The following is a 22318-nucleotide window of genomic DNA, read 5'->3' as shown; positions in this document are numbered from 1 at the left end:
TCAAGTGGCGCCGGTCAGCGGGCAGTTGCCGAACCCGTCCGGCCGGTCCGGTCCCGGCGCACCGAGAACGCCACGAACCCCGCGCCCAGGCCCAGGAACGCCGTGCCGCCGATCACGTACGGGGTGGTGTCGACGCCCGTGCCGGTGTCGGCGAGGCGGCCGTCCGGCGCGGTCGCGGTCTGCTCGGTCCGCTCGTGGGCGGCCCGGCCCGAAGCCTCGTCCGAGGCGTCCGAGGCGCCCGAGGCGCCCGGGGCGTTGTCCGAGGCGGCCGCCACCGTGCGTACGCGCTGCTCGTGCTGTGCGGGCGAGTGCGTCGCCGTCGCGTTGGCGGACGGGACGAACCACATCGCTGCCAGGAGGGCCCCGGCGGCGGCGGTGGTGAGCAGCGATCGGCGTGCGGTCACGGAGATGGATCCCCCTTGTGGCGCTGGCGAATTGACCGTGAGGGCTGATGCTAGTGAAAGGCGCGGGTCGCGGGAAAGTCGCGGCTCAGGTGGGCCCTACGCTCCGGGACATGACTGGAGAAGACACGTCACGGTTTGTGCGGCTGCGCGTCGAAATGGTCGTCGAGGTGTGCGAGGACGGCGGCGGAAGCGGGGTGACCGGCGCCGCCCTGCGGCGGATCAGCGAGGACGAGCACATGCCCGCCGAGGAGCGCGCCCACGCCGAGGCCGCCGTGAAGGAGGACGAGGCCGAGGCGCTCGCCTATCTCGTCGACCCCTTCGACCTGGTGAGCGACATCCCGGGGGTGGAGCTCACCCAGGCGTCCTGGAGCAGCGAACTGATCGACTACGACCCCGATTCGCCCGACTGGGATCCCGACGAGGATGATGAGGGAGACGAAGGCGCGGTGGGGTACGCAGAAGAAGTAGCAGAGCAAGAAGACGCCGAAGAGCGGGAAGAGGCGCGAGGAGTGCGCTCGGGGTCGGTCTGAGTCATCCGTGAGGTGGATGTGACCCCAGGTGCGGAAACCGGCGCCTGGGGTTCCGTCGTCTCAGGGGTGCACGGCCGTCACCGGGGCATCGCACGACGTGGCGTTCCCCACATCTTCGGCAGTAATGGAACGGGATGATCCGGCAATGCGTTATGCGGGGTTGCGGGGACTCTCGGGGTTGGGGATTCGGCAACGATGGAGAAGCGTGTGATGACGGACAGTAGGCGCCCGCGCGGTCGGCGCACCGGTCGGCACAAGGGGATAGCGGCCGTGTCCGCCCTGGTCGGCGGCGTCCTGGTGCTCTCGGCCTGCAGCAGCGGCGACGGCGACGACGGCGGTTCCGGCGGCAAGGAGTCGCAGAACCAGGTCGACGAGGCCGCGGCCAAGAAGACCTCCGCCGCACAGATCAAGATCTCGCCGAAGAACGGCTCCGGCAACGCGAGCATCAACAGTGACGCCAAGGTCACCGTGAGCGACGGCACCCTGACCGACGTCACGATGAAGACCGACGCCGGGACCGTCGTCTCCGGGCAGATATCCGGCGACAAGAAGAGCTGGCAGCCCGCCAAGCAGCTGGAGCGGGCGACGAAGTACACCATCGTCGCCACCGCCAAGGACTCCGACGGCCGCAAGGCGCACGAGAACGCGTCGTTCACGACGGTCTCGAAGGCCAACAGCTTCATCGCGAACTTCACCCCGGAAGACGGCTCCACCGTCGGCGTGGGCATGCCGGTGTCGATCAACTTCGACAAGGCGATCACCAACAAGAAGGACGTCCAGTCCCACATCAAGGTCAGCTCCACCAGCAACCAGGAGGTCGTCGGCCACTGGTTCGGCGGCAACCGCCTGGACTTCCGGCCCGAGCAGTACTGGAAGGCCAACTCCACGGTCACGCTGAAGCTGGACCTGGACGGCGTCGAGGGAGCCGACGGGGTCACCGGCGTCCAGGAGAAGACCGTCACCTTCAAGATCGGGCGCAACCAGGTCTCGGTCGTCGACGCCAAGACCAAGACCATGAAGGTCACGCGGGACGGCAAGGTCGTCAAGACCATCCCGATCTCCGCCGGTTCGCCCGAGAACAAGACGTACAAGGGCCAGATGGTGATCTCCGAGAAGTTCAAGGAGACCCGGATGAACGGCGCGACGGTGGGCTTCACCGACGACGACGGCAAGGGCGAGTACGACATCAAGGACGTCCCGCACGCCATGCGCCTGTCGAACTCCGGCACGTTCATCCACGGCAACTACTGGGGCAAGGGCATCTTCGGCACGGCCAACACCAGCCACGGCTGCGTCGGCCTCCAGGACGCCAAGGGCGCGGGCGACAAGGGCACGCCGGGCGCCTGGTTCTACGACAACTCGATCACCGGTGACGTCGTCGACATCCGCAACACCGGCGACAAGACCGTCGCCCCGGACAACGGCCTCAACGGCTGGAACATGGACTGGGCGCAGTGGAAGGCGGGTTCGGCCGTCTGAGCCGCCCCGCTCCGAGCGCGCACGGGAAGCGGCCCGTACCGCGCCCCGAGCACGCACAGGAAGCGGCCCGCACCCCGACCGGGGTGCGGGCCGCTCGCGTTTCTCATCGCGCTCTCAGCGCCGCCTTACGCCTTCGTCATCGCGCTCTCCTACCTTCGCGGCCATGTACCAGCTCAGCGGCGTCACCAAGCAGTACCGCCGGGGCGAGGGCACGGTCGACGCGCTGGCGGGCGTCGACCTGGTCGTCGGCGACGGCGACCGGCTCGTCGTCCAGGGCCCGGCCGGAGGCGGCAAGTCCACGCTCCTCCAGGTGCTCGGCGGGCTCGACCGGCCCACGGCGGGCCGCGTCGAACTCGACGGGACCGACCTGGCCGCGCTGCCCGAGGCCCGGCTCAGCCGGGTGCGCGCCGAGTCGATCGGGTTCGTCTTCCGGTCCTTCGGGCTCGTCCCCACGCTCAGCGCCGAGGAGAACGTCGAGACGGCGCTCGTGCCGCTCGGCCTCGGGCCCGCCGCCCGCCGCGAACGGGCCGCCGACGCCCTGGAGTCGGTGGGCCTCGCGGAGCGCCGCCGCCGGCTGCCCGCCGAGCTCACCGACGGCCAGCAGCGGCGGGTCGCGATCGCCCGCGCCCTGGTCAAGCGCCCGAAGGTGCTGCTCGCCGACGAGCCCGCCGGCGATCTCGACCCGGCCACGCGCGACGAGGTCATGGAGCTGCTCGACGGCGCCTGGCGGGAGCTCGGACTGACCTATGTGCTGGTCACGGACGACCGTGAGATCGCCCGCCGGGTGCCGCGGGTCGTGACGGTCCGGGAGGGGCGGCTCCTCCTCACCACTGAACTTCTTCCTCACCACTGAGCGGAACTCACGCCCCACCGCGGACAGATGAAGGGGGACAACCCCGAAATCTCGTCTCCAGGGGGAGAGTTGCGCAGAGAAGTGAAGACAGCGGGCGGGGCGGCCGTCGCGGCAGCCGTGGCGGTGGCGCTGGCGGCGGGCACGAGCGGCTCGGCGTCGGCGGGGCCGGAGGCCGCGCGGCACATGGGCCATGGCGGCCAGAGCAGCCACAGCGGCCAGAGCAGCCACAGCGGCCAGAGCAGCTACGACAGCCACAGCAGCCACAGCAGCCATGCCGACCGCTCCCCGAAGTCCCACATCACCCTCATCACCGGCGACCGAGCCGTCCTCGACGGCACCGGCCGCCTCCTGCACGTCGAGCGGGCCAAGGGCCGTGAGCGCATGGCCGTGCACACACGAAGCGTTCAGGGCCACACGCTGGTGGTGCCCGCCGACGCGGCGCGGCTCATCGCGACCGGCAAGATCGACCAACGCCTGTTCGACGTGACGGAGTTGAGCAAGAAGGAGAACCGCGCGGCCCAGAAGGACGGCCTGAAGGTCATCGTCGGCTATCAGGGAGCGGCGCGCGGCACCGCGGCCAGAACGGCCCGCGCCCGGGTCGGCGCCGCCGGGGACACCACCGTCCGCCGCACCCTGAAGTCCCTGAACGCACAGGCCCTGACCACGCCGCGGCAGGACGCCGCCGAGCTGTGGCGGGCGCTGACGGCCGACGCCGGGCAGGGCGCGCGCACCACCGCCGCCGGCATCGGCCGCGTCTGGCTCGACGGCGTGCGCAGGGCGGCCCTCGACAAGAGCGTCCCGCAGATCGGCGCGCCCAAGGCGTGGGCGGCCGGGCTCGACGGCAAGGGCGTCAAGGTCGCCGTCCTCGACACGGGGGTCGACGGGACCCACCCGGACCTCAAGGGCCAGGTCGCCGCCGAGAAGAACTTCTCCTCGGCCGCCGACGCCAAGGACCGCTACGGCCACGGCACCCACGCCGCGTCCATCGCGGCCGGTACGGGGGCCACGTCGGGCGGGAAGTTCAAGGGCGTCGCCCCGGGGGCGAGGCTGCTGAGCGGCAAGGTGCTCGACGACGCGGGCTCCGGCGAGGACTCGCAGATCATCGCGGGCATGGAGTGGGCGGCCGACCAGGGCGCCGACATCGTCAACCTCAGCCTCGGCGGCGCGGACACCCCGGACCTCGACCCGCTCGAGGCGGAGGTGAACAAGCTCTCCGCCGACCGGGGGATCCTCTTCGCGGTCGCGGCGGGCAACGACGGCGGCGGGCCCGGGACCCTCGCCTCCCCGGGCACCGCCGACGCCGCGCTCACCGTCGGTGCCGTCGACGGCCGGGACCGGCTCGCGGACTTCTCGGGCCGGGGCCCGCGGCGGGGCGACGGCGCGGTGAAGCCCGATGTGACGGCGCCCGGCGTGGACATCACGGCGGCCGCCGCTCCGGGCAGCGTCATCGAGAAGGAGGTGGGCCAGAAGCCGAAGGGCTATCTGACGATCTCCGGTACGTCGATGGCCACTCCGCACGTCGCGGGCGCCGCCGCCCTGCTGAAGCAGCGGCACCCGAAGTGGACGGCCACCGAGCTGAAGGGCGCGCTCACCGCGTCCACCAGGCCGGGCGCCACGTACACGCCGTTCCAGCAGGGTTCGGGCCGCGTCGCCGTGGACAGGGCGGTCAAGCAGTCGGTGATTGCCGACCCGGTCTCCGTCTCCTTCGGCACGCAGCGCTGGCCGCACACCGACGACAAGCCGGTCACCAAGAAGGTCACGTACCGCAACGTCGGCAAGGACGACATCACGCTCTCCCTCGCGGTGAGCGGTCTGAACCCGAAGGGCGCCCCGGCCCCGGCCGGGTTCTTCAGGCTCGGCGCGAAGAAGGTCACCGTCCCGGCGGGCGGCACGGCCGCCGTCGATCTGACCGCGGACCCCGGGCGGGGCACGGGGCACGACGGCGTCTACTCGGCGTACGTCGTGGCGAGCGGCGGCGGGCAGACGGTGCGCACGACGGCCTCGGTCGACAACGAGATCGAGAAGTACGACGTGACCTTGAAGTTCCTCGGCCGCGACGGGCAGCCGACGCCTCACTACTCCACGGACCTGTACGCCGCCTCCGGCCTGGAGAAGGAGCGCAACTACTTCCCGTACGACAAGTCCGGCACCATCAGGATGCGCCTGCCCAAGGGCCATTACGTGATGGACAGCACGGTCAACGTCGACCCGAGGAACGCCGACAAGGGCGTGGACTGGCTGGTCCAGCCGAAGCTCGACGTGCGCGGGAGGACGACGGTCACCGTCGACGCCCGCGTGGCCGAGCCGGTCGACATCACGGCGCCGGTCAAGAACGCCAAGAAGGCGTGGGCGGAAGTCCGTTACTCGTACCTGGGCGGTTCCACGGGCCCGGACCTGAACACCTTCCGCAGCCTGCGCACCGCCCACCTCGGCCCGCCGGTCTCCGGCCTCGAAGTGCAGTGGCTCGGCGACTGGGTCACGGACGCGGACACCCAGTACTCCATGATCCTCGGCGGCCCCGCGAAGAAGCTCCCGACCGGCTACACCCGTCACCTCAGGGCCGCCGACTTCGCCACCCTCAAGGTGCGTATGGGCGCCTCGGCCCCGGGGGTGAAGGGCAACCTCTCGACCGCCGGGTACGTGGGCCGCGGGGGCGACGTCGCGAAGATGATGCCCGACCAGAAGCTGCCGCGCACCCGCACCGTGCATGTGTCCACCCTCGACAAGGCGCGCTGGGGCCTGTTCTTCGAGCAGACCGCGGGGCTCGACGAGAACGGCGACCCGGACGTCGTCGGCGGCTACGAGATGTACCCGCCGCAGCGCTTCGCGGCGGGCAGGACCTACGAGAAGACCCTCAACGTCGGGGTGTTCGGCCCCCGCGTCGACGCCGACAACGGCGTCTTCCGCACGGGCGACCTGCTCGGCGGCGACCTCCCGCTCTTCGCCGACGGCGAGAACCACGACGGCGGCTCCCGCACCACCTCGGCCAGAACGGTCCTGTACCGCAACGGCACCAAGATCGGCCAGAACGACGACCCGCTGACCGGCGAGGGCTTCGAGGTCCCGGCGGCGGACGCCGCGTACCGGCTGACGGCGACCGCGAAGCGCTCGGCGAAGGTGGCGACGGCCTCGTCGCGCGTCGACGCGAGCTGGACCTTCCGCTCCAAGAAGGCGGCCTCGGCGACGCTCCCGGTCTCCACGGCCCGCTTCACCCCGGCCCTGGACCTGGCGAGCCGGGCTCCGGCGGGTGTGACCCAGAAGGTGCCGGTGGCGGTCCAGGGCGCGGCGGCGGGCTCCCGCCTCAAGTCCCTTTCCGTGTACGTGTCCTACGACTACGGCAGGACGTGGAAGAAGCGCACGGTCACGGGCGGCAAGGTCTCCGTGCGGAATCCGGCGCAGGGCAAGGGGATCTCGTTCCGCGCCAAGGTCACGGACAAGAAGGGGAACAGGTCGACGGTGTCGATCTATAACGCGTACTACGGAAAGTAGAGATTGTCCCTGGCCCGCACCCCGATGAGGGTGCGGGCCAAGGAAATTGAGGGTGCATCACATTCAAGCCAGTTCGCGGGGAACTGGAATCATCCATGCCAATTCTGCACTTCTGTCTCACTATTGAGCAGATGTTCGCCCCTCGGCATACTGCGGGCTCCGAGGGGCGGGACCGCCCCTTCATCTCCAGGGGGAGACTTGCGCAGACAAGTGAACGGAATGGAGAGACTTCGGAGTGTCCGCAGAGCGTGTGCGGCCACCGTCGCCACGGCCGCGGCCGTGGCGCTCACCGCGGGCATGACCGGCCCGTCGTCGGTGGCCGCTGCCAGGGACACCGGCGCCGCCCCGGGCGGCGCGGCCCAGAAGACGACCCAGAAGACGCCCCAGGGCGAGCCCCGGAGCGGGGCGCGGGACGGGACCGTCAGGCAGCGCGTCACCCTGATCACGGGGGACCGCGTCGCCCTCGACGCGAAGGGCCGGGTCGTCGGCGTCGACCGGGCCGAGGGGCGCGAGCGCATACCCGTGCAGACCCGTCGCACCGCCGGGGGTCACACGCTGGTCCTGCCCTTCGACGCCCAGCGCCTGGTGGCCGCGGGACAGGTCGACCAACGCCTGTTCGACGTCACGGAGTTGAGCAGGAAGGCGAACCGGGTGGCCCAGAAGAAGGGCCTGAAGGTGATCGTCGGCTACCGGGGTGCGGACGCCGAGCGGGCGCGCGCGAGGGTACGCGCCGCCGGTGACACGACGGTGCGCCACACCCTGAAGACCCTGAACGCGGACGCCGTCATGACCTCCCGGCAGGACGCGGCCGACCTGTGGAAGGCCGTCACGAGCGAGAACGGCGACGGTGCCACGGGCGCCGCGTCCGGCATCGCGCACCTGTGGCTGGACGGGACGCGCAAGGCGAGCCTCGACAAGAGCGTGCCGCAGATCGGTGCCCCGAAGGCGTGGCAGGCCGGGTACGACGGCAAGGGCGTCAGGATCGCGGTCCTCGACACGGGTGTGGACGCGACGCACCCCGACCTCAAGGACCAGGTCGTCGCGGAGAAGAACTTCTCGACATCCACCGACGCCAAGGACCATTTCGGCCACGGCACGCACGTCGCCTCGATCAGCGCCGGTACGGGCGCGAAGTCGGGCGGCAGGTTCAAGGGGGTGGCGCCCGGCGCCAAGCTCCTGAGCGGCAAGGTCCTCAACGACGGGGGCTACGGCGACGACTCGGGGATCATCGCGGGCATGGACTGGGCGGCGTCCCGGCAGGCCGACGTCGTCAACCTCAGCCTGGGCGGCACCGACACCCCCGGCATCGACCCGCTCGAAGCGGCCGTCAACAAGCTCTCCGCCGACCAGGGCATCCTCTTCGCCGTCGCGGCGGGCAACGACGGCGCACCCGGCTCCGTCGGCTCCCCGGGCAGCGCGGACGCCGCGCTCACCGTCGGCGCCGTCGACGACAACGACAAGCTGGCCCCCTTCTCCAGCCAGGGCCCGCGCCTAGGCGACGGCGCGGTCAAGCCCGATGTGACGGCGCCCGGCGTGGACATCACCGCCGCCGCGGCCCCGGGCAGCGTCATCGACAGGGAGGTCGGCCAGAACCCGGAGGGCTACCTCACGATCTCCGGTACGTCGATGGCCACTCCGCATGTCGCGGGCGCCGCCGCGCTGCTCAAGCAGCAGCACCCCAACTGGAAGTACGCCGAGCTGAAGGGCGCGCTCACCGCCTCCGCGAAGGGCGGCCCGTACTCGGCGTTCGAGCAGGGCTCGGGCCGGATCGCCGTGGACCGGGCGATCAAGCAGAGCGTGTTCGCCGAGCCGGTGTCGGTGAGCCTCGGCACGCAGGCGTGGCCGCACACCGACGACAAGCCGGTCACCAAGAAGGCCACGTACCGCAACGTCGGCGCCAAGGACGTCACGCTCGACCTGACGGCGACGGCGACCGACCCCCGGGGCAAGCCGGCGCCCCCCGGCTTCTTCACCCTGGGGGCCAAGCGGATCACCGTCCCGGCCGGCGGCACGGCGTCGGTCGAGGTGACCGCCGACTCGAAGCTGGGCGGCACGGTCGACGGCGGCTACACGGCGTACATCGTGGCGAGCGGCGGCGGCCAGTCGGTGCGCACGGCGGCCGCGGTCGACCGCGAGGTCGAGTCGTACGACGTGACGCTGAAGTTCATCGGCCGCGACGGCAGGCCCGCGCCGTACTACGCGGCGTTCCTGCGCGGCATGTCCGGGCTCGGCGAGGGCCGGGAGTTCTTCCCGTCCGACGCGTCCGGCACCGTCAAGGTCCGGCTGCCCAAGGGCGGTTACCTCTTCGACACCATCGTCATCGGGGACCCGGCCGACGAGACCAAGGGCGCCGACTGGCTGGTCCAGCCGAAGCTGGGCGTCACCAAGGACGCCACGGTGACGGTCGACGCCCGCAAGGCCGAGCCGGTCGATGTCACCGTCCCCGACACGGCCGCGAAGCCGTCCTCCGCCGAGGCCACCTACTCCTACTTCGCCAACGAGAATTCGGGCCTCATCTCGACGGTCGGGCTCCGCTCCTTCGACTACTTCGGTACCGCGCACCTGGGCCCGCCCGTCGACGAGGGCCTTGCGCAGGCGTTCGGCGGTGCCTGGACGAAGGGCACGGACTCCGAGTACGACGTGGCGGTCGGCGGCCCGGTCAAGGAGTTCGCCACCGGCTACACCCGGCACCTGAAGGCGGCCGAGTTCGCCACCGTCAAGGTCGGCCTCGGCGCCTCCGTCCCGGGCAAGACGGGCGGCTTGTGGGCGTCCGGCGAGGTGGGCAAGGGCGCCGGGGTCATGACGGTCACCGAGCAGAAGCTCCCCGGTCCCCGCACGCTGCATGTGTCCACGCCCGACAAGGCCACGTGGGGCCTGGACTTCGAACAGTACGGCGGCCAGGGCCCGGACGGCCTCCCGCTGATCGAGGCGGCCTACACGCTCGGGGATCCGCAGACCTTCGAGCCGGGCCGGACGTACGAGAAGACGTTCAACGTCGGCGTCTTCGGCCCCCGGCTCGGCCCCGACATGGGCGTCTTCCGTGAGGGCGACCTCCTGGCCGGCTCCCTTCCGGTCTTCGCCGACGGGAAGGGCCACTCGGGCGGCTCCCTGTACGCGTCGGTGAAGACAAGTCTCTACCGCAATGGCGCCAAGATCGGCGAGAACGCGGATCCGCTGACCGGCCGCGCCGCCTTCAAGGTCCCGGCGGCGGACGCCGAGTACAAGCTGTCGACGTCCATCAAGCGGACCGCGCAGGTGGCGGCGGCCTCGACCCGGATCGACGCGAGCTGGACGTTCCGCTCGAAGAAGACGCAGCACGCCCAACTCCCGGTCTCCACCGTCCGCTTCACCCCGGCCCTGGACCTGGCGAGCCGGGCCCCGGCGGGCGCGACCCAGAAGGTCCCGGTGACGATCCAGGGCGCGGCGGCACAGGCGGGCAGCCTCAAGTCCCTCGCGGTGTACGTGTCGTACGACGCCGGGCAGACGTGGCAGAAGCACACGGTCGCGGGCGGCAAGGTCTCCGTGCGGAACCCGGCGCAGGGCAAGGGGATCTCGTTCCGCGCCAAGGTCACGGACAAGAAGGGGAACAGGTCGACGGTGTCGATCTATGACGCGTACTACGGCAAGTAGTCCGCTACTGCGGCACGTAGTCCGCGCTTCCGTCGCCGGCTGACGGCGCGGCGCCGAAGGGGCTGTCGATCACGTATCGCCAGTACCCGTCGGTGCCGCGCCGTGCCACGTCCGTGGCGGTGGCGCGCACGGCGCCCGCGATCTCCCAGTCGACGACGAGGAGCGCGATGTCACCGGCGACGTGCACCTGCCGCGGGCGCACGGAGATCGGCAGGCCGAGTCCGAGGAAGGGCGCGTTCGCCTCGGCGATCCGCGGGGACCCGTGCACCGTGGCCCCGGACTCGGGAACGAAGGCGGCATCCGCCTCGTACAGTTCGGCGACGGCCCGCGGATCGCCGCTGTTGAAGCGCTCGGCGAACGCGGTCGGGACGTCTTCGGCGCGGGCGGGAAGGGGAGTGGTCCTCATGGGGGACACGGTAGGAGGAGCCGTCGCAGCTCACCGAACGGTAAGCCGTGGGGCGGCCGGCCTGCCCGACGACCCCCGGGCCCGGGTCACGGCGCCCGACCCCGGCTGCCCGGTGGAGGTCACCCTGGCGGCGCTGCGCGGGCGGTGGACGACGCTCGTGGTGCGCGAAATGCTGCGGGGCGACGCCTACGCGTACAGCGAACTGGCGTCCGCCCTGCCGGAGTTGTCGGACAAGGTGCTCACGGAGCGGCTGGCCCAGCTGGTTTCGGCCGGAGCGGCCCGGCGCACCCGTACCCCCGGCTGGCCCTCCACGGTCACCTACGAACTCACGCCCCGGGGCCGCGACCTGGGCCCGGTCCTGCAGGCGCTGTGGGACTGGGGAACGAACAGCGCGGCGACGCCCCCTGCTGCTTCCCCCGCTCCCACGGAAGAGGACACCGACGCCCCATGACCACCACGCCCCCGCACACCGTCGAGTACATCCGCTACCGCATCCCCGCCGACCGCTCCGCCGAGTTCCTCGCCGCCTACACGCACGCCGCGGTCCCGCTCGCCGCGGCGCCGGAGTGCGTCGACTATGAACTGACGCGCTGCGAGGAGGACTTCGAGCACTACGTCCTGCGCATCACCTGGACCTCCACCAAGGACCACATGGAGGGCTTCCGCGGCTCGGAGCGCTTCAAGGAGTTCTTCGCGCACATCCGGCCGTACGTCGAGAACATCGAGGAGATGCGCCACTACACGCCGACGGCGGTGCGCGGCACGGGCGCGTCCACACCGACGCTGTTCGCCTGGGCGGGCGGCGCGGAGTCCTTCACCCGCCTCACCGGCATCTTCTACGAGAAGGTCCTGCGGGACGACCTGCTCTCCCCGCTCTTCGCGGACCTCCCGCCCGAGCACGCCGAGCACGTGGCGCTCTGGCTCGGCGAGGTCTTCGGCGGCCCCACGGCCTACTCGGACGGCCACGGAGGCAGCGGCGGCGACAGCGGCAGCGGTGGCCACGCACACATGGTCGCCCAGCACTTCGGCAAGTCCATCACGGAGCCGCAGCGCCGCCGCTGGGTCAACCTGATCCAGGACGCGGCGGACGAGGCGGGCCTCCCGACGGACGCGGAGTTCCGCTCGGCCTTCGTCGCCTACGTGGAGTGGGGCACCCGCCTGGCGGTCTACTTCTCGGGCCCCGACGCGACCCGCCCCACGGACCAGCCGGTCCCGGCGTGGAACTGGGGCGCGGCGCCGCCGTACCAGCCGTAGCGGCTGAGCTCCCGCCCTGGGCCCGCAGGGGGCACCGGGGGGCGGGTGACGGTCGCCGCTAGGGTCCCCGTATGGCAGAAGCGATAGCGGCCGCGATCACCGCGGCGGCGGGGGTGGGCGGCGCGCTGCTCGGCGCCCTGCTGCCGCAGCGCTTCAACGCGCGGGAGCGGGCCGCCGAGGCCCAACTCGCCGAACGGCGGCGGACGTTCGAGGAACGCAGGGCCGCGTACACGGCGATGAACCGTGCCTCGGAGCTGTTTCACACCCTCCTCAAGGACGCCCTGCACCGCCTCCGCGACGGCGTCTACACCGACGAGGACCGCACCCGCCTCGAAGAGGCCCGCCGGGACTTCCGGGACCGCTACGCCGAGGCCCAGATGATCGTCCCGGAACGGATCCTCGCGGCCTCGCGCGAGCTGAACAAGGTCCTCGCGGGCATGGACGCGGCGGCCAAGCGGATCGACCGCGGCATGCCGGCGGAGGGCGAGTCGGCGCAGGCCGCGCTGCTCGACCTCAAGGCGGCGGAGGTGCCGCTGGCGGGGATGCGGAGGCTGATGCGGGAGGACTTGGGGGTGCGGGACTGAGTCCTGGCCTGGTCCTGGGATGTGTCCGGTGCTGCGCGAAGGTCACGCCTGCCGCTGCTCCGCCCCCGCCCGGCTCGCGTCCGCACCCCAGCTGGACAGCAGCCGCAGCGCCTCCGCCGAGGACGAGTCCGGCTCCGCGTGGTACGTGATCAGGGACTGGTCGTGGTCGTCGGGCAGGCGCAGCGTCTCGAAGGAGAGCACCAGCTCGCCCACCAGGCCGTGGTGCATCCGCTTCACCCCGTGCCCCTTCTCGCGCACGTCATGGGTGGCCCACAGCGACCTGAACTCCTCGCTCTTGAGCGACAGTTCGCCGACGAGCGCGGCCAGCTGCGGGTCGTTCGGATAGCAGCCCGCGTCCATCCGCAGATGGCTGACGATGTCCGACGCCTTCTTGTCCCAGTCCACGAACAGGTCCCGCATGGCCGGGTCGAGGAAGCAGAGCCGCGCCCAGTTCCGCTCCTGCGCGGGCAGCGCGCCCCAGTCGCCGAAGAGCGCCGCCGCGAGCCGGTTCCACGCGAGGATGTCCGCGCGCCGCCCCACGACGTACGCCGGGACGCCCTCCATCGCGTCGAGCAGCTGCCGCAGCGCGGGCCGCACCTGCTGCTGCGGGCGCACCTGCTTCTTCTTCTTGTGCTGCGGCGGCTTCGCCAGATGTGTGAGGTGCGCGTGCTCGGCGTCGGTCAGCCGCAGCGCCCGCGCGATCGCGTCCAGGACCTCCACCGAGACATTGCGGCCGTTGCCCTGCTCGAGCCGGGTGTAGTAGGCCACCGAGACCCCGGCGAGCTGCGCCAGCTCCTCGCGGCGCAGGCCCGGGACCCTGCGGTGCCTGCCGAAGTCCGGGAGGCCGACGTCCGAGGGCTTCAGGCGGGCCCGGCGGGTGCGCAGGAACTCGCTGAGCTCGGCGCGGCGGTCCAGGGTTCCCGGGGTCGCGGGGGTGCCGGGGCTTTCCGGGGCCGCGGGGGTGCCGGGGCTTCCCGGGGTGCCCGGCGTGCCCGGGTTCTCGGTGGGCTTCATGACTTCCAGTATCCAAGGTCGTACGCCGTCGAACCTGACCCCACCAGTAGTAGGACCGCTGGTCGTAGGCAGAACGGAGACCTGGGTGACCGCCCGTGTCCTTGGCAGGCTCGACGCATGAGCACCTCGACGAACGCCACCACCCGCACCACCCCGAACACCCACGTCGCCGCCTGGGCGGCCCCCTCCGCCAAGGCCCCGCTGGAGCGCACCACCATCCCGCGCCGCCCGGTCGGCGCGACGGACGTGCGCATCGAGATCAAGTACGCCGGGATCTGCCACTCCGACATCCACCAGGCCCAGGACGGCTGGGGCGAGGGCATCTACCCGATGGTCCCCGGCCACGAGATCGCCGGTGTCGTGACGGAGGTCGGCCCCGCCGTCACCAAGTTCGCCGTCGGCGACCGCGTGGGCGTCGGCTGCCTCGTCGACTCCTGCCGCGAGTGCGACAACTGCAAGGCGGGCCTCGAGCAGCACTGCACCGGCGGCAACGTCGGCACGTACAACGCCATCGGCAAGGACGGCGAGCCCACCTACGGCGGCTACTCCACGCACGTCGTCGTGGACGAGGCGTTCACCGTCCGCATCCCCGACGGCCTCTCCCTGGACGTCGCCGCACCCCTCCTGTGCGCGGGCATCACCACGTACTCCCCGCTCAAGCACTGGGGCGCCGCCCCCGGCAAGAAGGTCGCCGTGATCGGCCTGGGCGGCCTCGGCCACATGGCCGTCAAGATCGCGCACGCGATGGGCGCAGAGGTCACCGTCCTCTCCCAGTCGCTGCGCAAGAAGGACGACGGCCTGAAGCTGGGCGCCGACCACTACTACGCGACCAGCGACCCGAAGACCTTCGAGGAGCTCGCCGGCTCCTTCGACGTGATCGTCTCCACGGTCTCCGCGCCGCTGGACTTCGGCGCGTACCTGGGGCTGCTCAGGACGGGCGGCGCCCTGGTGAACGTCGGCGCCCCCGAGGAGCCGGTCTCCCTCAACCTCTTCTCGCTCATCGGCGGCAACAAGACCCTCGCCGGTTCGATGATCGGCGGTATCGCCGAGACCCAGGAGATGCTGGACTTCTGCGCCGAGCACGGCCTCGGCTCCGAGATCGAGCTGATCCGCGCGGACCAGATCAACGAGGCGTACGAGCGGGTCCTCGCCAGCGACGTCCGCTACCGCTTCGTGATCGACGCGGCGACGATCAACTGACGCCGCCTGTCGGCCGGTTGGCCGGTCGGCCTGTCGGCTGGCCGGCCGGTCGGTTGATTACCGCCGAAGTAATCGACGGTCCTCCCGCACCAGGGCACGATCTCAGTCATCGGCACGGCGCCGACGGACTTCCCCGGTGCAGGAGGATCTGCCATGAGCGCGTACGTCATCTGCAACCTGTTCCCGACCACGATGAACGAGGACATCGTGACGTACATCGAGCGGGTCCAGGACACCTTCGGCCCGTACGGGGGCCGCTTCCTCGTGCACGGCGGCACGTCCGAGGTCGTGGAGGGGGAGTGGGCGGGCGACATGATCGTCGTCGAGTTCCCCGACATGGGCTCCCTGAAGGAGTGGTACGCGTCCGCCGCGTACCAGGAGATCGTGCGGCTGCGCACGGACCACATCAGGGGCAACATGATGTTCGTGGACGGTGTGGCCGAGGACTACGACGCGCGGCGGACGGCGGCGGCGCTGCGGGCGACGCTCGCGCGCTGACCGTAGGCCCGGTGGGTGTGAGCCCGGCGGCTGTGGGCCGGGTGGCTTGATCCGGTCTCCGACCAGGGGTCTAGGACGCGCGGAGCAAGGGGCGGGGACCGTTGGGAGGATGGCAACTCCCCGTCTCCGCCCTAGCGTTGTCGGTGCACAGCAAGCAGCAAGCAGCAAGCACAGTGGCCGCCGAAGGAGGCACGCACCATGTCCGTCGAGCTGAACCACACCATCGTCGCCGCCCACGACAAGAAGGCGTCGGCACATTTCGCCGCCGATCTGCTGGGCCTCGAAGTCGCCCCGCAGTACGGCCCGTTCCTGCCGGTCGTCACGGCGAACGGAGTCGCCCTCGACTACATGGAGGTGTCCGCCGACGAGCCGATCACGCCCCAGCACTACGCGTTCATCGTCGCGGACGAGGAGTTCGACGCGATCTTCGGCCGCATCAAGGACGCGGGCCTGACGTACTGGGCCGACCCCATGCACACGCGCGTGAACGAGATCAACACGAACGACGGCGGCCGGGGCGTGTACTGGGACGACCCGAACGGCCACGTCCTGGAGATCATCACGAAGCCGTACGGCAGCGGTTCCTGACCCCTTCTGCCGCCGGTCCCGCCATCGGGGTTTCGCCGGGGTTTCGCCGGGGGCGGAACCCTGATCACTGCCGTACGGGGGCCATGGCTCCTACCCTGAGAGGGTGACCAGCCACGCGCCGCACCAGTCGGGCTCGCCGGACCGAGCCGCCCGGATCATCCCCCTGCGCCCGGCCACCGGCCCGCGCCGACTGACCGGGAAGCCCTCGGAGGAACAGGCCGAGAAGCCTCCGAAGGAACCGCTCTGGCGGGACCTGGTGGGCGACGTCCTGCGCCGCGAACGGAAGGCGCAGAAGCGGACGTTGAAGGAGGTGGCCGAGGCCGCCCGCATCTCGATGCCGTACCTCTCGGAGGTCGAGCGCGGCCTCAAGGAGGCGTCGTCCGAGGTCCTGGCGGCCGCGGCCCAGGCGCTCGGCCTGAGCCTGGCCGACCTCCTGGGCCTGGTCCAGGGCGACTTGGTGAGCCTGGCCCAGGCGCGGTACGACCGCCGCGACCGTGCGGCGGCACCGCGTACGTCGGTGTCCCGCACGTCGCTCTCGCGCACTCCGCTCTCGCGCACCTCGGTGTCCCGCACACCCGTGTCCCGCTCCCGTCAGGGAGAGGTCAGGCTCTCGCTGGTGGCATGACGGCGGGCATGCCGACGGTGACTCTCAGGCGGCATACGTGCCGGTCAGGCGGCATACGTGCCGGCGGCGCCCCCGCCCCCCAACTGCCGCCTGCTGAGCACCTGATCGGCGACCCCGTACGCCACCGCCTCCTCGGCGGTCAGGATCTTGTCCCGGTCCATGTCGGCGCGCAGCGTCCCGGTGTCGTGCCCGGTGTGCCGCCCGAGCACCTCCTCGACCTGGGCCCGGATCCGCATCATCTCCTTGGCCTGCAGGCTGAGGTCGGACGCGGTGCCCTGTGATCCCCCGCTCGCGGGCTGCCCGAGCAGCACCCGCGCGTGCTCGAGCACGAACCGCCGCCCCGGGTCACCCCCGGCGAGCAGCACGGCCGCGGTGGAGGCGGCCTGCCCCACGCAGAAGGTGGAGATGGGGGCGCTGATGAAGCTCATCGTGTCGTAGATGGCCATCAGCGAAGTGAAGGACCCACCAGGCGAGTTGATGTAGATGGCGATCTCGCGCTCGGGGCTCTCGGACTCCAGGTGCAGCAGCTGGGCGATGACGACGTTGGCGACGCCGTCGTCGATCTCGGTCCCGAGGAAGATGATGCGTTCGTTGAGGAGCCGGCTGAAGACGTCGTAGGACCGCTCGCCCTGCGGGGTGCGCTCGACGACGTTGGGAATGGTGTAGCTGCCCATGGCTCTCAGACCCCCAGTCCGATACGCGGCTTGCTGCCCGCCGCGGGCCGCACATCGGCCAGCGACTCGACGACCCGGTCGACCATCCCGTACTCCTTGGCCTGCTCGGCCGTGAACCACCGGTCGCGGTCCCCGTCCCGCGAAATGGTCTCGGCCGTCTGGCCGGTGTGCTCGGCGGTGATCCGCTCGATGGTCGTCTTCGCGAACTCCAGGTTCTCCGCCTGAATGGCGATGTCGGCGGTCGTCCCGCCGATCCCCCCGGACGGCTGGTGCATCATGATCCGCGCGTTGGGCAGCGCGAACCGCTTCCCCGCGGTCCCCACGCTGAGCAGGAACTGCCCCATGCTGGCGGCGAACCCCATGGCCAGCGTGGAGACATCATTGGGAATGAGCCGCATGGTGTCGTAGATGGCGAGGCCCGCGGTCACGGACCCGCCCGGGCTGTTGATGTACAGGCTGATGTCGGTCCGCGGATCCTCGGCGGACAGCAGCAGCATCTGCGCGCACACCCGGTTCGCGGACACCTCGTCGACCTGGGTGCCGAGGAACACGATGCGCTGGGCGAGCAGTTGGGCCGCGAGATGATCGTCGAACCGAGAGGGCGCCGTGTCCCCGTCCTCGGCCCGCGGGCCGGACCCGCGTCCCCAGCCGCAATCGTCGATCAGTGGAGCCATCGCTACGGACCTCCTCCGCGCAGTGGGGCGGCACTGTCACCGCCACCGTCCCCACCACTGTCGACGCGGAGCGCCGCCACCGTAAGAGATCTCTGCTGGGGGCAGATCTGCTGTGGGCAGAGGAGAGCCGGCGCGGCAGACGCCGTAGAGGAGAACCGGCGCCTCTCCCGGGCGGCACAGCGGCGTACACCGTGCGGAAGGTGTGCGCCACGGGCGGCACGGAGGGGTGCCGGGTCCGCCACGACTCGCGGTCCGGCGCCGTCCCGCTCAGCCCTCGGCGGGCGCCACGCCGATCGGGCAGGTGACGCCCGTCCCGCCGATCCCGCAGTACCCCGCCGGATTCTTGTCCAGGTACTGCTGGTGATACGGCTCCGCAGGCCAGAAGGGGCGGTCCGCGGCGGGGAGCACGGCCGTGGTGATCTCGCCGTGGCCCGAGGCCGTGAGGACCTTCTGGTAGGCGTCGCGGGAGGACTCCGCGGCGGTCTGCTGGGCGGGGGAGTGGGTGTAGATCGCGGAGCGGTACTGCGTGCCCACGTCGTTGCCCTGGCGGAAGCCCTGTGTGGGGTCGTGGGACTCCCAGAAGAGCTTCAGGAGCTCCGGGTACGAGACGCGGGTCGGGTCGAAGACCACGCGGACCGCCTCCGCGTGGGCCGTCACGCCGGAGCAGACCTCCTCGTACGAGGGGTTCTCCGTGTAGCCGCCCTGGTAGCCGACGTACGTCGTCCAGACGCCCTCGGTCTCCCAGAACTTGCGCTCGGCGCCCCAGAAACAGCCGAGGGCGAAGTCCGCGACCTCCAGGCCGTCGGGGTAGGGGCCGAGGAGCGCGTTGCCGAGCACCGTGTGGCGGGAGGGCACCTCGAACTCGGGGGTGGAGCGGCCCTTCAGGGCCTCCTCCTGGGTGGGGAGCTGCGGGCTGCGGCGGCCGATGAGCATCGGGGTGTCCTCCGGAGGGGCTGCTTGGCTTGGCGTGGCACTACGTGCACGCATTTCAACGTTTTGGGGGTGGCGGGCATTCCGGAGGCCGTTTCGGGTGAGGGGGGCCGTCGACCGGCCCGCGCCACCGACCCGCGCCGCCGCATCCTCAGTGCGGCAGCGTCGCCGGGCTGCCCCCGTTCGCCTCGTAGCCGCCGACCGCGAGGGCCCGGTAGACCGCGTACTCCGCCGCCGGGTCCTCCGAGAGCGTCCAGGGGAGCGCGCCGACGTGGCCGTCCACCTGGAGCAGCTGGTTCATGGCCTCCGCCCAGCGCTCGCTGCGGACCAGGAAGAGGACCAGGAGGTGGCGTACGTGCGGGAGGACCGGGTCGTCGGCGCGGGCGGAGTGGACCGCGTAGAGGGCGCCCTCGACCGCCTTCGTCACGACCTCGCTCTGGTAGAAGCCGCGGACCAGGTTCACCTCCGGAAGGTGCTCGTGGACCGCGAAGAGGGGGAGGGCGGCGAGGAGCGAGCCCTGCGGGGCGCGGGCCGCGGCCGCCTCCGCGAAGTTGTACGCGAGGTCCCGCGAGCCGTGCCACTTCTCGCACCAGTAGTGCAGCGCCGCCAGATGCGCGCCCATGTGCGCGGGCGCGCGGTCGAGGATCTTCAGCCACAGCTGCTCGAACTCCTCGCGGGAGTACGCCAGTCCGCGCGCGATGGAGAGCTCGATGATGTACGGGATGGGGTCGCCGGGGGAGAGGAGAGCGGCCTGGGAGCAGGCTTCCTTCGCCTCCTCCAGGATGATGCGGAACTCGTCCGTCCCGCGCGTCGACGTGCGCCACGCCTGCTGGACCAGGAACTCCGCGTGCACCGCCGCGCCCCCGGCGTCCTTGGGCGCCTCCGCCCGCCAGACCCGCAGCCACTGCCCGCCGGGGGTGTCGCTGACCCCGCCGGGGCGCTGCTGGAGCTCCAGGGAGGCCGCGCCCGCGAACGCCTGGACGCGCTGCCAGCGGCGCTCGCCGTGGACCTCGGTGCCCGCGAGCAGCTGGGAGGCGGCCCGCCAGTCCTGGGTGCGCTGGACCAGGGAGAGCACTTCGAGGAGGTCGTCGTCCGGGCCGGGGACGCGGATGTCGAGGTCCTCCTGGCGCGTGAAGCCGTAGTTCGCCGGGTCCGCCGCGTCCGGGGAGCCCGGGGCGACCCGCCGGATCCCGCGCCTGCGCAGCAGGAACGGACCGAGTGCCGCCCCCATCAGAAGCACCGCCATCAGGACCCAGAGAATCTCCATGCCTCCAAGCGAACCAGACTGCTCGGACAATTGGCCAACCTGCGCCCCCGGAGCCCGCCCTTCCGCCGCCTCGCCCGGCGCGGGACGCCCCCGCCGCATTACGCTCTGGCCGCATGACCGATACGCACCGCAGCCAGAGCTCGCACCCCGGCCAGAGCTTCGAGACCGTCGCCATCCACGCGGGCAACACCGCCGACCCGCTGACCGGCGCCGTCGTTCCGCCCATCTATCAGGTGTCGACGTACAAGCAGGACGGCGTCGGCGGACTGCGCGGCGGCTACGAGTACAGCCGCAGCGCCAACCCCACCCGCACCGCCCTGGAGGAGAACCTCGCCGCGCTGGAGGGGGGCACCCGTGGGCTCGCCTTCGCCTCCGGACTCGCCGCCGAGGACTGCCTCCTGCGTACGCTGCTCAGCCCCGGTGACCACGTGGTCATCCCCAACGACGCGTACGGCGGCACGTTCCGGCTCTTCGCGAAGGTCGTCTCGCGCTGGGGCGTGGAGTGGTCCGTGGCCGACACCTCCGACCCCGCCTCGGTCCGGGCCGCCGTGACCCCCCGTACGAAGGCGATCTGGGTGGAGACCCCCTCCAACCCGCTGCTCGGCATCACCGACATCACCGCGGTCGCGCAGATCGCCAAGGACGCCGGGGCCCGCCTCGTCGTCGACAACACCTTCGCCAGCCCCTACCTCCAGCAGCCCCTCGCGCTCGGCGCCGACGTCGTCGTGCACTCCATGACGAAGTACATGGGCGGGCACTCCGATGTCGTGGGCGGTGCCCTCGTCGTCGACGACCCGTCCCTGGGCGAGGAGTTGGCGTTCCACCAGAACGCGATGGGCGCGGTCGCCGGGCCCTTCGACGCCTGGCTGGTCCTGCGCGGCATCAAGACCCTCGCCGTGCGCATGGACCGGCACAGCGAGAACGCCACGAAGGTCGCCGAGCTGCTCACCCGGCACGCGCGCGTGACGAACGTCCTCTACCCGGGCCTTCCGGAGCACCCCGGCCACGAGGTCGCCGCCAAGCAGATGCGGGCGTTCGGCGGCATGGTGTCCTTCCAGGTCGAGGGCGGCGAGGAGGCCGCCGTGGAGGTCTGCAACAAGGCGAAGCTGTTCACCCTCGGGGAGTCCCTCGGCGGTGTGGAGTCGCTGATCGAGCACCCGGGCCGCATGACGCACGCCTCGGTGGCGGGCTCGGCCCTGGAGGTCCCCGCCGACCTCGTGCGCCTCTCCGTGGGCATCGAGTCGGCCGACGACCTGATCGCCGACCTGCAGCAGGCCCTGGGCTGAACCCCCCTATCGGCAAAGGGTGTTACCAGCCCGTCACGGGTGGAGTCGTCTCCGACGGCGGCTCCACCCAGGGCTGAACGGTCGCCGCCCACACGATGAACGCCACGGCGGCGGCGAACAGCAGCAGCCACAGGATGCGCCGCAGCAGCGTCCGGCGCCGCAGGATGTGCCCTCCGCGCCGCACCGCCTCTTCGTAGAGCTCGGGCGGTACGGAGGGCGGGGCGGCGTCCAGGATGCGGCGGACCGCGCTCTCCTTGCGCTCGTGCTGGCTCATGAGGCCACCGCCTCCCGCACCGGAATGCCCATCCCCCGCGCCGGAACGCTCATGACGGTGCCGCCTCGCCCAGGGCCCGGCTCGGCGCGGGGCCGCGCGGCGGGTGCAGGACGGTGGCCATCGCGCGGGCGCAGACGGCCGAGACGCGCTCGGTGGGCAGCGCGAGGAGCGCCGCCGTCTGTTCCTCGGCCACCCCTTCGTAGAGCCGCAGCACGAGAACGAGCCGTTCCTGGGGGGACAGTCGCGCCAGGATCCCGCCGTGGCCCCGGTGCATCCGCCACGCGGCCCGCAGGAACCGGATGGCCAGCTGCTGGCGGGCCCGGTCGTACGGGTCCTCGCCGCGCAGCCGGTCCCAGCTCGCGTATGTGTGGGCGAGCGCGCCCGTGAGGAGGGCCCGCGCGCGTGGGTTGGCGTCCGGCGGCTCCGCGGTGAGGAGCGTCGCGGCATGCAGGAGCCGCCCTGCCGCGCCCGCGACGAACGCCTCGAACTCCCGGGCACGGCGGGCGTTCTGGGACGCCTGCCGTCTGCGCACCGCGCCTCCCGAAGGGGGACTTCGGTCTCATCTGAGGCCAGCCGCGGGGCCGGGTCAAGAGGCGGGAGGTGGCTGATTGTCCGCCGTGCGGACGGGCGACGAGCGGAATCCCGGCTTCAGTCACGGG

22 protein-coding genes are annotated in these 22318 nt (G+C 71.6%); 13 read left to right on the top strand and 9 right to left on the bottom strand.

What is annotated here, in order from left to right:
* Positions 1–14: 14 nt before the first annotated feature.
* Positions 15–410: a hypothetical protein gene (locus ACFWYM_RS34940; RefSeq protein ID WP_384846489.1), complete on the bottom strand. Its 396-nt coding sequence runs from the start codon at positions 408–410 to the stop codon at positions 15–17.
* Between the two features lie 104 nt (positions 411–514).
* Here ACFWYM_RS34940 and ACFWYM_RS34935 point away from each other — a divergent pair, with 104 nt between their 5' ends.
* From ACFWYM_RS34935 to ACFWYM_RS34915, 5 genes are all read left to right on the top strand, one after another.
* The gene (locus tag ACFWYM_RS34935) at positions 515–934 is read left to right on the top strand and encodes a hypothetical protein (protein ID WP_384846471.1); all 420 of its coding nucleotides are present in this window, start codon (positions 515–517) and stop codon (positions 932–934) included.
* Positions 935–1144: 210 nt separating this feature from the next.
* Positions 1145–2413 (top strand): Ig-like domain-containing protein, encoded by a 1269-nt coding sequence (locus ACFWYM_RS34930; protein ID WP_384846469.1) that lies wholly within the window; start codon positions 1145–1147, stop codon positions 2411–2413.
* Positions 2414–2576: 163 nt separating this feature from the next.
* A complete protein-coding gene (locus tag ACFWYM_RS34925; protein WP_384846467.1) occupies positions 2577–3266 on the top strand; it encodes an ABC transporter ATP-binding protein in 690 nt (229 codons plus the stop codon).
* Positions 3267–3293: 27 nt separating this feature from the next.
* Positions 3294–6755, top strand: coding sequence for a S8 family serine peptidase (locus tag ACFWYM_RS34920; RefSeq protein ID WP_384846465.1), 3462 nt, complete (start codon positions 3294–3296; stop codon positions 6753–6755).
* A 219-nt stretch (positions 6756–6974) separates the two neighbouring features.
* The gene (locus ACFWYM_RS34915) at positions 6975–10385 is read left to right on the top strand and encodes a S8 family serine peptidase (RefSeq protein WP_384846463.1); all 3411 of its coding nucleotides are present in this window, start codon (positions 6975–6977) and stop codon (positions 10383–10385) included.
* 4 nt (positions 10386–10389) lie between these two features.
* On the opposite strand, the gene ACFWYM_RS34910 is transcribed toward ACFWYM_RS34915, so the two are convergent.
* Entirely contained in the window at positions 10390–10791 is a 402-nt protein-coding gene (locus ACFWYM_RS34910) for a YybH family protein (RefSeq protein WP_384846461.1), read from the bottom strand.
* Here ACFWYM_RS34910 and ACFWYM_RS34905 point away from each other — a divergent pair.
* From ACFWYM_RS34905 to ACFWYM_RS34895, 3 genes are all read left to right on the top strand, one after another.
* Positions 10790–11242, top strand: a complete 453-nt coding sequence (locus tag ACFWYM_RS34905; RefSeq protein WP_384846459.1) for a winged helix-turn-helix transcriptional regulator — start codon at positions 10790–10792, stop codon at positions 11240–11242. The two genes, ACFWYM_RS34910 and ACFWYM_RS34905, sit on opposite strands and share 2 nt — an antisense overlap.
* Positions 11239–12045, top strand: coding sequence for a group II truncated hemoglobin (locus ACFWYM_RS34900; RefSeq protein WP_384846457.1), 807 nt, complete (start codon positions 11239–11241; stop codon positions 12043–12045). Before ACFWYM_RS34905 ends, ACFWYM_RS34900 begins: the two co-directional genes overlap by 4 nt.
* Positions 12046–12116: 71 nt before the next feature.
* Positions 12117–12629 carry a hypothetical protein gene (locus tag ACFWYM_RS34895; protein ID WP_384846455.1) on the top strand — a complete coding sequence of 171 codons (513 nt, stop codon included), beginning with the start codon at positions 12117–12119 and terminating at the stop codon, positions 12627–12629.
* Between the two features lie 42 nt (positions 12630–12671).
* Here the strand turns inward: ACFWYM_RS34895 and ACFWYM_RS34890 are convergent, their stop codons facing one another.
* On the bottom strand, positions 12672–13643 hold the full coding sequence (locus ACFWYM_RS34890; RefSeq protein ID WP_384846453.1) for a helix-turn-helix domain-containing protein: 972 nt from the start codon (positions 13641–13643) through the stop codon (positions 12672–12674).
* A gap of 117 nt (positions 13644–13760) precedes the next feature.
* On the opposite strand from ACFWYM_RS34890, the gene ACFWYM_RS34885 reads away from it, so the two are divergent.
* The 4 genes from ACFWYM_RS34885 to ACFWYM_RS34870 all read left to right on the top strand — a co-directional run bounded on the left by ACFWYM_RS34885 (position 13761) and on the right by ACFWYM_RS34870 (position 16554).
* Entirely contained in the window at positions 13761–14843 is a 1083-nt protein-coding gene (locus ACFWYM_RS34885) for an NAD(P)-dependent alcohol dehydrogenase (protein WP_384846450.1), read from the top strand.
* A 153-nt stretch (positions 14844–14996) separates the two neighbouring features.
* Entirely contained in the window at positions 14997–15341 is a 345-nt protein-coding gene (locus ACFWYM_RS34880; RefSeq protein WP_384846448.1) for a DUF1330 domain-containing protein, read from the top strand.
* Positions 15342–15539: 198 nt separating this feature from the next.
* Complete coding sequence (locus ACFWYM_RS34875; protein ID WP_384846446.1) at positions 15540–15929, top strand: VOC family protein; 390 nt, start codon at positions 15540–15542, stop codon at positions 15927–15929.
* A 103-nt stretch (positions 15930–16032) separates the two neighbouring features.
* A complete protein-coding gene (locus ACFWYM_RS34870) occupies positions 16033–16554 on the top strand; it encodes a helix-turn-helix domain-containing protein (RefSeq protein ID WP_384846444.1) in 522 nt (173 codons plus the stop codon).
* A 44-nt stretch (positions 16555–16598) separates the two neighbouring features.
* Here the strand turns inward: ACFWYM_RS34870 and ACFWYM_RS34865 are convergent, their stop codons facing one another.
* From ACFWYM_RS34865 to ACFWYM_RS34850, 4 genes are all read right to left on the bottom strand, one after another.
* Positions 16599–17228 carry a ClpP family protease gene (locus ACFWYM_RS34865; protein WP_384846442.1) on the bottom strand — a complete coding sequence of 210 codons (630 nt, stop codon included), beginning with the start codon at positions 17226–17228 and terminating at the stop codon, positions 16599–16601.
* Between the two features lie 5 nt (positions 17229–17233).
* Positions 17234–17902: an ATP-dependent Clp protease proteolytic subunit gene (locus tag ACFWYM_RS34860; protein WP_384846440.1), complete on the bottom strand. Its 669-nt coding sequence runs from the start codon at positions 17900–17902 to the stop codon at positions 17234–17236.
* Positions 17903–18169: 267 nt separating this feature from the next.
* Entirely contained in the window at positions 18170–18835 is a 666-nt protein-coding gene (msrA, locus tag ACFWYM_RS34855) for a peptide-methionine (S)-S-oxide reductase MsrA (RefSeq protein WP_384846438.1), read from the bottom strand.
* A gap of 148 nt (positions 18836–18983) precedes the next feature.
* The gene (locus tag ACFWYM_RS34850) at positions 18984–20099 is read right to left on the bottom strand and encodes a hypothetical protein (RefSeq protein ID WP_384846436.1); all 1116 of its coding nucleotides are present in this window, start codon (positions 20097–20099) and stop codon (positions 18984–18986) included.
* A gap of 113 nt (positions 20100–20212) precedes the next feature.
* Between ACFWYM_RS34850 and ACFWYM_RS34845 the strand changes: the two genes are divergently transcribed.
* On the top strand, positions 20213–21385 hold the full coding sequence (locus ACFWYM_RS34845; RefSeq protein ID WP_384846434.1) for a cystathionine gamma-synthase: 1173 nt from the start codon (positions 20213–20215) through the stop codon (positions 21383–21385).
* 22 nt (positions 21386–21407) lie between these two features.
* On the opposite strand, the gene ACFWYM_RS34840 is transcribed toward ACFWYM_RS34845, so the two are convergent.
* Positions 21408–21659, bottom strand: a complete 252-nt coding sequence (locus ACFWYM_RS34840; RefSeq protein WP_384846433.1) for a hypothetical protein — start codon at positions 21657–21659, stop codon at positions 21408–21410.
* Between the two features lie 49 nt (positions 21660–21708).
* Positions 21709–22191, bottom strand: coding sequence for a sigma factor-like helix-turn-helix DNA-binding protein (locus ACFWYM_RS34835; RefSeq protein WP_384846431.1), 483 nt, complete (start codon positions 22189–22191; stop codon positions 21709–21711).
* Positions 22192–22318 lie beyond the last annotated feature (127 nt).

The sequence above is a fragment of the Streptomyces sp. NPDC059009 genome (assembly GCF_042740175.1).
GTDB lineage: Bacteria > Actinomycetota > Actinomycetes > Streptomycetales > Streptomycetaceae > Streptomyces.
This window is presented reverse-complemented; position numbering and strand designations above follow the sequence as displayed.

Bases quoted from the DNA above. Each gene is read 5' to 3' on its own strand.
- ACFWYM_RS34935 (WP_384846471.1), top strand. From the start codon at position 515: ATGACTGGAGAAGACACGTCACGGTTTGTGCGGCTGCGCGTCGAAATG.
- ACFWYM_RS34930 (WP_384846469.1), top strand. From the start codon at position 1,145: ATGACGGACAGTAGGCGCCCGCGCGGTCGGCGCACCGGTCGGCACAAG.
- ACFWYM_RS34925 (WP_384846467.1), top strand. From the start codon at position 2,577: ATGTACCAGCTCAGCGGCGTCACCAAGCAGTACCGCCGGGGCGAGGGC.
- ACFWYM_RS34920 (WP_384846465.1), top strand. From the start codon at position 3,294: ATGAAGGGGGACAACCCCGAAATCTCGTCTCCAGGGGGAGAGTTGCGC.
- ACFWYM_RS34915 (WP_384846463.1), top strand. From the start codon at position 6,975: ATGGAGAGACTTCGGAGTGTCCGCAGAGCGTGTGCGGCCACCGTCGCC.
- ACFWYM_RS34905 (WP_384846459.1), top strand. From the start codon at position 10,790: ATGGGGGACACGGTAGGAGGAGCCGTCGCAGCTCACCGAACGGTAAGC.
- ACFWYM_RS34910 (WP_384846461.1), bottom strand. From the start codon at position 10,791: ATGAGGACCACTCCCCTTCCCGCCCGCGCCGAAGACGTCCCGACCGCG.
- ACFWYM_RS34900 (WP_384846457.1), top strand. From the start codon at position 11,239: ATGACCACCACGCCCCCGCACACCGTCGAGTACATCCGCTACCGCATC.
- ACFWYM_RS34895 (WP_384846455.1), top strand. From the start codon at position 12,117: ATGGCAGAAGCGATAGCGGCCGCGATCACCGCGGCGGCGGGGGTGGGC.
- ACFWYM_RS34890 (WP_384846453.1), bottom strand. From the start codon at position 13,643: ATGAAGCCCACCGAGAACCCGGGCACGCCGGGCACCCCGGGAAGCCCC.
- ACFWYM_RS34885 (WP_384846450.1), top strand. From the start codon at position 13,761: ATGAGCACCTCGACGAACGCCACCACCCGCACCACCCCGAACACCCAC.
- ACFWYM_RS34880 (WP_384846448.1), top strand. From the start codon at position 14,997: ATGAGCGCGTACGTCATCTGCAACCTGTTCCCGACCACGATGAACGAG.
- ACFWYM_RS34875 (WP_384846446.1), top strand. From the start codon at position 15,540: ATGTCCGTCGAGCTGAACCACACCATCGTCGCCGCCCACGACAAGAAG.
- ACFWYM_RS34865 (WP_384846442.1), bottom strand. From the start codon at position 17,228: ATGGGCAGCTACACCATTCCCAACGTCGTCGAGCGCACCCCGCAGGGC.
- ACFWYM_RS34860 (WP_384846440.1), bottom strand. From the start codon at position 17,902: ATGGCTCCACTGATCGACGATTGCGGCTGGGGACGCGGGTCCGGCCCG.
- msrA (WP_384846438.1), bottom strand. From the start codon at position 18,835: ATGCTCATCGGCCGCCGCAGCCCGCAGCTCCCCACCCAGGAGGAGGCC.
- ACFWYM_RS34850 (WP_384846436.1), bottom strand. From the start codon at position 20,099: ATGGAGATTCTCTGGGTCCTGATGGCGGTGCTTCTGATGGGGGCGGCA.
- ACFWYM_RS34845 (WP_384846434.1), top strand. From the start codon at position 20,213: ATGACCGATACGCACCGCAGCCAGAGCTCGCACCCCGGCCAGAGCTTC.
- ACFWYM_RS34840 (WP_384846433.1), bottom strand. From the start codon at position 21,659: ATGAGCCAGCACGAGCGCAAGGAGAGCGCGGTCCGCCGCATCCTGGAC.